Consider the following 8,094-nt stretch of genomic DNA (forward strand, 5'->3'; position numbering starts at 1 on the left):
AGCGGGTTTCTCACACTTTGGAGCCGGTCTCCACTTCCTTTGAGCGGATTTCTCACACTTTGGAGCGGGTTGCCACACTCTTTGAGCGGATTTCTCACACTTTGGAGCGGGTTGCCACTTCCTTTGAGCGGATTTCTCACACTTTGGAGCGGGTCTCCACTTCCTTTGAGCGGGTTTCTCACACTTTGGAGCGGGTCTCCACTTCCTTTGAGCGGATTCCTCACACTTTAGAGCGGGTTTCTCAAACTTTAGAGCCGGTCTCCACTTCCTTTGAGTGCATTTCTCCCATAAAAGGGTTCTATCCCTTCTTTAAGCGGAGTTCTCTCTCTTCTGAACGGTGTCCACACTTATTTGATCGATTTCCCCATTATACAGAGCGACTTTCTCCTCCATTAATTCATCAACATAACCTAACATCAGGCTTTATTTCAGTAAATGTTTACTAATGACTAATCTTTGAATCTCACTTGTGCCTTCATAGATTTCTGTGACCTTTGCATCGCGGAAGTAGCGTTCTACTGGATAATCTTCTGTATAGCCATAGCCGCCAAATACTTGAACAGCTTCGATTGCAGTTTGTACAGCTGTTCGTGATGCAAAGAGTTTAGCCATTGAGGCTTCCGCTCCACAAGGTAAACCTTTTGCACGTAAATCTGCTGCGCGATAGACTAATAGTTTTGCTGATTCAACCGCTGTTGCCATATCAGCTAGCTTAAAGCCAACCCCTTGTTGTGTAGCAATTGGTTTACCAAATTGTACACGTTCCTTTGCATAAGCAGTAGCCGCTTCTAGTGCTGCTTCAGCAATACCTAATGCCTGTGCTGCAATACCAATGCGTCCAACATCTAAATTGGCCATCGCAATCTTGAAGCCTTCCCCCTCTTCCCCAAGTAGGTTGTCGGCTGGAATACGACAATTATCAAATGTTAATTGAACAGTACGTGAGCCGTGTAAGCCCATTTTCTGTTCATCTTTTCCAATAATTAAGCCAGGTGTTCCTTTTTCGACAATAAAGGCCGAAATACCTCGTGTTTTATCAGTAGGGTTAGTCGATGCGAAGACAATATACACATCAGCCTCACCACCATTTGTAATAAATACTTTTGAGCCATTTATGACGTATTCATCGCCATCTTTTACTGCCTTTGATTGTAATGAACCAGCATCCGAACCTGCACTCGGCTCTGTTAAACAAAACGCCCCTAAATATTCCCCTGCTGCAAGCTTAGGTACATAACGTTTCTTTTGTTCTTCATTCCCGAAGTAAATGATAGGATTTGTACCTACCGATGTATGCACCGATAAAATAACCCCCATTACAGCGCTTACTTTCGATAGTTCATTGATCGCAATAATATACGATGTAAAATCCATACCAGATCCACCTAAGTCTTCTGGTGTTGTAATCCCCATTAATCCTAGTTCACCCATTTGTTGAAGAATCTCTCGGGGGAATTCCCCTGCCTCCATTCGCTCTACCCATGGTTGAATTTTTTCTTGAGCGAAATTACGAACCATATCGCGCATCATAATTTGCTCATCTGTAAATTGCAAATGCATCTATAATGTCACCCCTCTAAGTTGTCCGTTGCATCTATAACCCCATCCCCATAGGATTATTCATATACGTAAAAGCCTCTTCCTGATTTTTTCCCTAGCCAGCCTGCTGCTACGTATTTGCGAAGCAGTGGACAAGGACGATATTTACTATCTCCTAGACCCTCATGTAAAATCTCCATGATGTATAGGCAAGTATCTAAGCCAATGAAGTCTGCTAATGTTAATGGTCCCATTGGATGATTCATACCAAGCTTCATAACATCGTCAATTGCTTCCTTTGTAGCTACGCCTTCATAAAGTGCATAAATTGCTTCATTAATCATCGGAAGCAAGATTCTATTTGAAATAAAACCTGGGAAGTCATTTACTTCCACTGGTGTTTTTGATAACTTAATCGTCATCTCTTCAACAGCTTTGTACACTTCATCCGCTGTTGCTAATCCCCTAATGATTTCTACAAGCTTCATAACAGGTACCGGATTCATAAAGTGCATCCCAATTACTTGTTCCGGACGATTTGTTACCGCTGCAATCTCTGTAATTGGCAGTGAAGATGTATTCGTAGCTAAAATAGCATGTGTAGGTGCAATTTCATCAAGTTGCTTAAAAATGGATTGCTTAATGTCCATATTTTCTACAGCTGCCTCAATGATAATGTCTACATCACTAGCATCCTGTAAATCTAGTGACATAGTAATTCGACCTAGAATAGCCGCCTTCTCATCCTCCGTTTTACGACCCTTTTCTATATCACGTGAAAGATTTTTTGTAATAACCCCAATCCCACGCTCGAAGAATTCTTGTTTGATATCGTTTAATTTCACTTCATAGCCTGCTTGTGCACAAACCTGTGCAATGCCAGAGCCCATTTGCCCTGCACCAATGACCATTACCTTTTGAATTCCCATTAGTTCAGTCCCCCTGTTTTCGGTACTTCTATCATAATTGCATCTCCTTGACCACCGCCTGAACAAATTGCTGCAATGCCAATACCCCCACCACGGCGCTTTAATTCATGTGCAAGCGTTAAAATAATACGTGCTCCAGACGCCCCAATCGGATGACCTAAAGCAACTGCACCGCCATTTACATTGACCTTTTCTGCATCTAAATCAGCTAATTGCTTGCTAACTAAAGCAACTGCTGCAAAGGCTTCATTAATTTCAATCAAATCAATATCAGCTAATGATTTATTAGTCTTTTTCAGCAATTTATTAATAACAAGACCAGGAGTTTGCGGGAAATTTTCAGGCTCTATTGCTAGCTCTTCGTGCCCAATAATTACTGCCAAGGGCTCTCTGCCTTCACGTGCTGCTCGTTCCTCACTCATAACAACAAGGGCACATGCACCATCATTAACGCCAGGTGCGTTACCTGCTGTAATTGTGCCATCCTTATCAAAGGCTGGTTTCAGCTTCGCTAGTACCTCCAAGGATGTACCTGCTCTTGGTGCTTCGTCTGTATCGACAATAAGCGGCTCGCCTTTGCGTTGAGGAATCTCTACCGGTACGATTTCTTCTGCAAAATATCCTTTGTCAATTGCTGCAAGAGCACGTTCATGACTGCGTACTGACCAAGCATCCTGCTCCTCACGGCTTAGTGAAAACTCTTGAGCCGTCGCATTGCCATAGCTCCCCATATGTGGTCTTGCTTTATCGAAAGCACAAGTTAGACCATCATATAGCATGCCATCCACCATTGTGGAATCTCCCATTCTTAAACCATTTCGACCATTTAATAGATAGTACGGAGCATTGGACATAGACTCCATTCCACCAGCAACAATCACTTCTTCGTCCCCTAATCGAATCAATTGATCGGCTAATGTTACAGCCCGCATCCCCGACGCACAAACTTTATTAATTGTTTCTGTTTTTACCTCTATTGGTAAATTGGCTTTTATTGCTGCCTGTCGAGAAGGAATTTGCCCCTGTCCCCCTTGTAATACAGAGCCTAAAATCACTTCATTGACTTCTTCTGATGCAATATTTGCTTTCTCTAATGCACCTTTTATTGCAATTGCCCCTAAATCACTTGCATGTAATGGCGATAATGAACCACCAAATTTACCAAATGCTGTTCTTGCTCCTGCTAAAATTACAGTTCTATTCAAGTAAAACACCCCTTTTGTTTTACGTACTCGATGAAGTAGTGAAGCATTTTATTGACTGAACGCTCGCTCGACTCCTATCGATAAAAAATGGGAGTTTGTTATTTCAACTCCCATTTCTATTTAATCTTATTCTACAAAACAATTTTTTATTGTGCAATTTATATTTTTCAGATAACTAAAATATTTCTGCAATAGTGATCATTTTTCTGCGTTTGCTTCAACATTCTCGTCTTGTTGAATGTTTTCTACTGACGCTACGACTTCTTCAAGTGTATCTTCTTTTGCTTCTTCAGAAGATTGTTCTGTAGCCTTCACTTTTTCACCAAACACTGATCGCTCTAGTAATTCTGCAACATCAAATGTTCCAATTGAATCTTCCACTTCTTTTGCCTTTGTTCCATCCTCTAGCATTGTTAAGCAGTAAGGACATCCAGAGGAAATAACAGATGCATTTGTTGCAAGAGCCTGCTCTGTACGCGCCACGTTAATGCGGTTACCGACATGCTCTTCCATCCACATTAAGCCTCCCCCAGCACCACAGCACATAGCTGATTCGCGGTTTCGTTCCATTTCTACAAGCTTCACGCCTGGAATACCTCGTAAGATTTCACGCGGAGCATCATAGACATCGTTATAACGTCCTAAGTAACAAGAATCATGGAAAACAATTGTTTCATGCACCTCATAATTTAGCGCTAGACGATTTTCTTCAATCAACTGATTTAATAATTCAGTATGGTGATAAACTTCACCTTTCCAGCCAAAATCTTGATATTCGTTTTTAAAGATGTTGTAAGCATGAGGGTCAATTGTTACGATTTTTTTCACATCGTTTTTAACAAACTCATCAATATTTGCTGTAGCTAGCTCCTGGAATAAAAATTCATTGCCTAAACGTCGAGGTGTATCCCCAGAGTTTTTCTCTTTATTACCTAAAATTGCAAACTTCACACCAGCTTCGTTTAATAAGCGGCAGAACGCCAAAGCAATTTTTTGAGAACGGTTATCGAATGCCCCCATCGAGCCAACCCAGAATAAGTACTCCATTTCCTCACCAGATTTTTTCAGCTCTTTTACTGTTGGAATATGGATTGTTGGATCAAGGTCACGCCAGTTTTCTTTCTCTTTACGGTTTAAGCCCCAAGGGTTTCCTTGTCGCTCGATATTTGTCATAGCACGTTGCGCATCTGGGTTTACTTTCCCTTCCGTCATTGTTAAATAACGACGTAGGTCAATGATTTTATCAACATGCTCATTCATTACTGGACATTGATCCTCACAGTTACGACAAGTCGTACAAGCCCAAATTTCTTCTTCCGTAATGACATCGCCAATTAAAGATGGACTGTAAATATCTTCAATCACAGCACCTTCAGCACCAGCAGCCATTGCAAGTTGATTACCCTTTGTATTGGCAAAGAATTGATATGGTACCCAAGGCTTTTGCTTCGTTACAACAGCTCCAGTAAATGTTAGATGATCGCGTAGTTTTACGATTAAATCCATTGGAGATAGCATTTTTCCTGTTCCTGTTGCTGGACACATATTTGTACAGCGCCCACATTCTACACAAGAATACAAATCTAGCATTTGCTTTTGCGTGAAGTCCTGTATGCGCCCAACCCCAATTGAAGGCATATCCTCTTCACTTTCAGCGTTTTCACCAGCTTCTTCTAAAGCCTCAAAATCGATTGGTGTTAATGTACCTGTGCGATCTAAACGATTCATGTAAACGTTTAGCGGACTTACAATTAAATGGAAATGCTTAGATTGTGGAACGTACACAAGGAATGTTAGTAAAATTAAAAGGTGTGCCCACCACATGACATAAAATACTCCAGCAGCTACTGATGTAGGTAAGAAACCAAAAATAGCAGCGATGCTAGAAGCAACTGGCTCTGTATACGTTAATCCTTCACCATGCCAAATTAACCCCATACCATTGGCAAGTAATGTTGATACCATTAATCCCCCAATGAAAATTAATACAAGACCGTTTTTCCATCCTCTCTTTAGACGCACTAGCTTTTCCACATAGCGTCGGTAGAATGCCCACACTACTGCGATTAAAATCATTAAAACCACAAGCTCTTGGAAGAATGTAAAGACACCATAGAATATGCCTAATGGCAGATGTGATCCTGGTGCTAACCCCTTCCAGATTAAATCAATAGCACCTAGCTGTACCATTAAAAACCCATAGAAAAACATAACGTGAATTAATCCACTTTTCGGATCCTTTAATAGCTTATTTTGACCAAATACATTGACCATAATATAGCGAAGTCGTTCCTTAACACTTTCATCAAACTCAACCTTTTTCCCCAATTGCACATATTTATAGCGTGTTTTTAACAGATAGAAGAACAATCCTACTGCATAAAGCACAACCACGACTGTTAAGACAATGTTAGCAATTAATAATGGACTCATGGTTGGTCCCCCCTTTAGTTTGTCGTCATTTTCTCTCTTTGTGGAAAATTTGCTAGTTCATACGGAAATGTACGTCACTTTATCATTATATTCCTATTCTAATAAATGAGTGAGCATTCAGTCAACATAAAACGGAAATATTTCTGATAATTTTATATTCTTACATTTTACAAGAAAAAAAGCCACCCTGAATTTTTTTCAAAGTAGCATTTTTTACTTTCCTAATCAATTACAACTAGAGATTCACTGATACAACATTAAATTACATTTTATTTTTTAAAGACATTGCCGCTACGAATATATTCTACATCTGCTACATTTAATCGAGCATTCACAACACGTGCAGCAGCAAATAAGTAATCTGATAATCGATTTAAATATTTTTGAACAACCTTTGGCACATCCTCAACTTCCTTCATAAGCGTTACCATTTCACGCTCTGCTCGACGTGCAACTGTACGAGCAATGTGTAAAGTAGCAGCTGCTGGTGCACCTCCTGGTAATATAAAGCGTTGTAACGGTGGTGCTTCATCGGATAATGCATCAATACGTGCTTCAAGCACCTCAATTGGTTGTTCTGTTAATTTATAGTGGCGCTCTTTCATCACATTGGCTAAATCCCCACCTGCATCGAATAGTTCATGCTGAATTGTTTCTAGGTCTGTCAAAATATCCTTGAAAAGCGCTTGATCTAATTCACTAACAGCCTTACCAATAAAGGAGTTTAATTCATCAATCGCCCCATATGTTTCAACACGCAAACTATCTTTATCAACGCGACCTCCAATAAGACTTGTTTTCCCTGTATCACCTGTTTTCGTGTAAAGCTTCATTTCTCTCATCTCCTAAAATGAATTTTTATAATTTCTGATTGCCTGAACCGTTGTCTCATAAACACCTTTAGCAATCATTTTACCAACCTCTGTAATTGGACCACCATACAGCATTTCTTCTCCTTTTTGCGTCGCTGCAATTAAAAGACTGTCTGTAGCAGTTCCTGTAGCAATGGTACCACTACGCTCGTCACGTATATTTTCTGAATGTAAAGCTTTCGTTTTTGCCTCAGTAGCTGTCATCATTGCCTGAAAAAATGCTTCCTCCGATAAACAGCCATTGATAATGACCCATGTATTAATAGTACCAATATATGGATCATCCTGTCTTTCATGTACACGTGACACATCAACCGCATTCCCTACACCAGCTGTTACAGCTACTATCATACTGCCAAAAGGAGCAGAAAATTCATTCATTGCTACTAGAGATGTTGGTACTGCTGTTAACATAACAACCGTATTTGTAGGCGAAAATTTACCCTTACGCAAAAACTCGTTGACTTCTCTCTTCACATCACTAATGACATAATCACTAGGTACAGAGCGATTTAATAAGCAGTTATGCCAGCCGATACCAGGATTATGAACAGCAGAGGATACTGTTTTTAAAGGAATCTCTGTCTTGAGTTGAATATAATGTTCTGTTATGGTGAAATGTTCCTTTTTGATGACAGCCCGCTCCTGAAAGTCGGTAGCTGAGGGCATCATTGTAATTTGTGGTTTTGGTAATTCAGGATGGGCATAGGTAGTCACTCGAGCTTGATAAACTTCTTCGATTTGGGAAGCAACTAATACTTCATGTGGTGCACCAAGTGCTCTCATTTGTCCGCCTTCCATAAGCAATAATTCATCACAATAAAGAGAGGCTAAATTCATATCGTGTAGGACCATCACTACCGTTAAACCACACTCCACAGCTTCCTGCCGAACCAAATCTAAAATTTGACGTTGGTGTGCAATATCAAGATGATTCGTTGGTTCATCCAGCAGTAAAATTTCAGCTGTTTGAGCTAATGCTTGTGCAACAAAAACTCTTTGCTGTTCACCGCCAGATAAAAATTCCATGGCAGTATACTCATAACGCTTCACGCCTGTTTGTAGCATAGCATGTTGTACAGCCTGTTCATCCTGTTCAGACCAACTCGAGAAAAA

General features: G+C 40.4%; 7 protein-coding genes. All 7 read right to left on the reverse strand.

Translation table 11 applies throughout. The annotated features are described in order from the left end of the window. On the reverse strand, positions 1-182 hold a 182-nt coding region (locus RT445_RS21870; protein WP_313471552.1), incomplete at its 3' end, for a hypothetical protein. A 241-nt stretch (positions 183-423) separates the two neighbouring features. Further along, positions 424-1,560 carry an acyl-CoA dehydrogenase gene (locus tag RT445_RS21875; protein WP_274795523.1) on the reverse strand — a complete coding sequence of 379 codons (1,137 nt, stop codon included), beginning with the start codon at positions 1,558-1,560 and terminating at the stop codon, positions 424-426. Between the two features lie 56 nt (positions 1,561-1,616). Continuing rightward, positions 1,617-2,468, reverse strand: a complete 852-nt coding sequence (locus tag RT445_RS21880; RefSeq protein WP_274795522.1) for a 3-hydroxybutyryl-CoA dehydrogenase — start codon at positions 2,466-2,468, stop codon at positions 1,617-1,619. Then, positions 2,468-3,673, reverse strand: coding sequence for an acetyl-CoA C-acetyltransferase (locus RT445_RS21885; RefSeq protein WP_274795521.1), 1,206 nt, complete (start codon positions 3,671-3,673; stop codon positions 2,468-2,470). The genes RT445_RS21880 and RT445_RS21885 overlap by 1 nt, the downstream gene beginning before the upstream one ends. Before the next feature lie 198 nt (positions 3,674-3,871). Then, on the reverse strand, positions 3,872-6,106 hold the full coding sequence (locus tag RT445_RS21890; RefSeq protein WP_313471553.1) for a heterodisulfide reductase-related iron-sulfur binding cluster: 2,235 nt from the start codon (positions 6,104-6,106) through the stop codon (positions 3,872-3,874). 269 nt (positions 6,107-6,375) lie between these two features. Beyond that, the gene (locus tag RT445_RS21895; protein WP_004231536.1) at positions 6,376-6,939 is read right to left on the reverse strand and encodes a cob(I)yrinic acid a,c-diamide adenosyltransferase; all 564 of its coding nucleotides are present in this window, start codon (positions 6,937-6,939) and stop codon (positions 6,376-6,378) included. 12 nt (positions 6,940-6,951) lie between these two features. Continuing rightward, positions 6,952-8,094, reverse strand: a 1,143-nt coding sequence (locus tag RT445_RS21900) for an adenosylcobinamide amidohydrolase (RefSeq protein WP_313471555.1), incomplete at its 5' end; no start/stop codon positions are given.

The organism is Lysinibacillus sp., from assembly GCF_032093475.1.
In the GTDB taxonomy this organism is placed as follows: domain Bacteria; phylum Bacillota; class Bacilli; order Bacillales_A; family Planococcaceae; genus Lysinibacillus; species Lysinibacillus irui.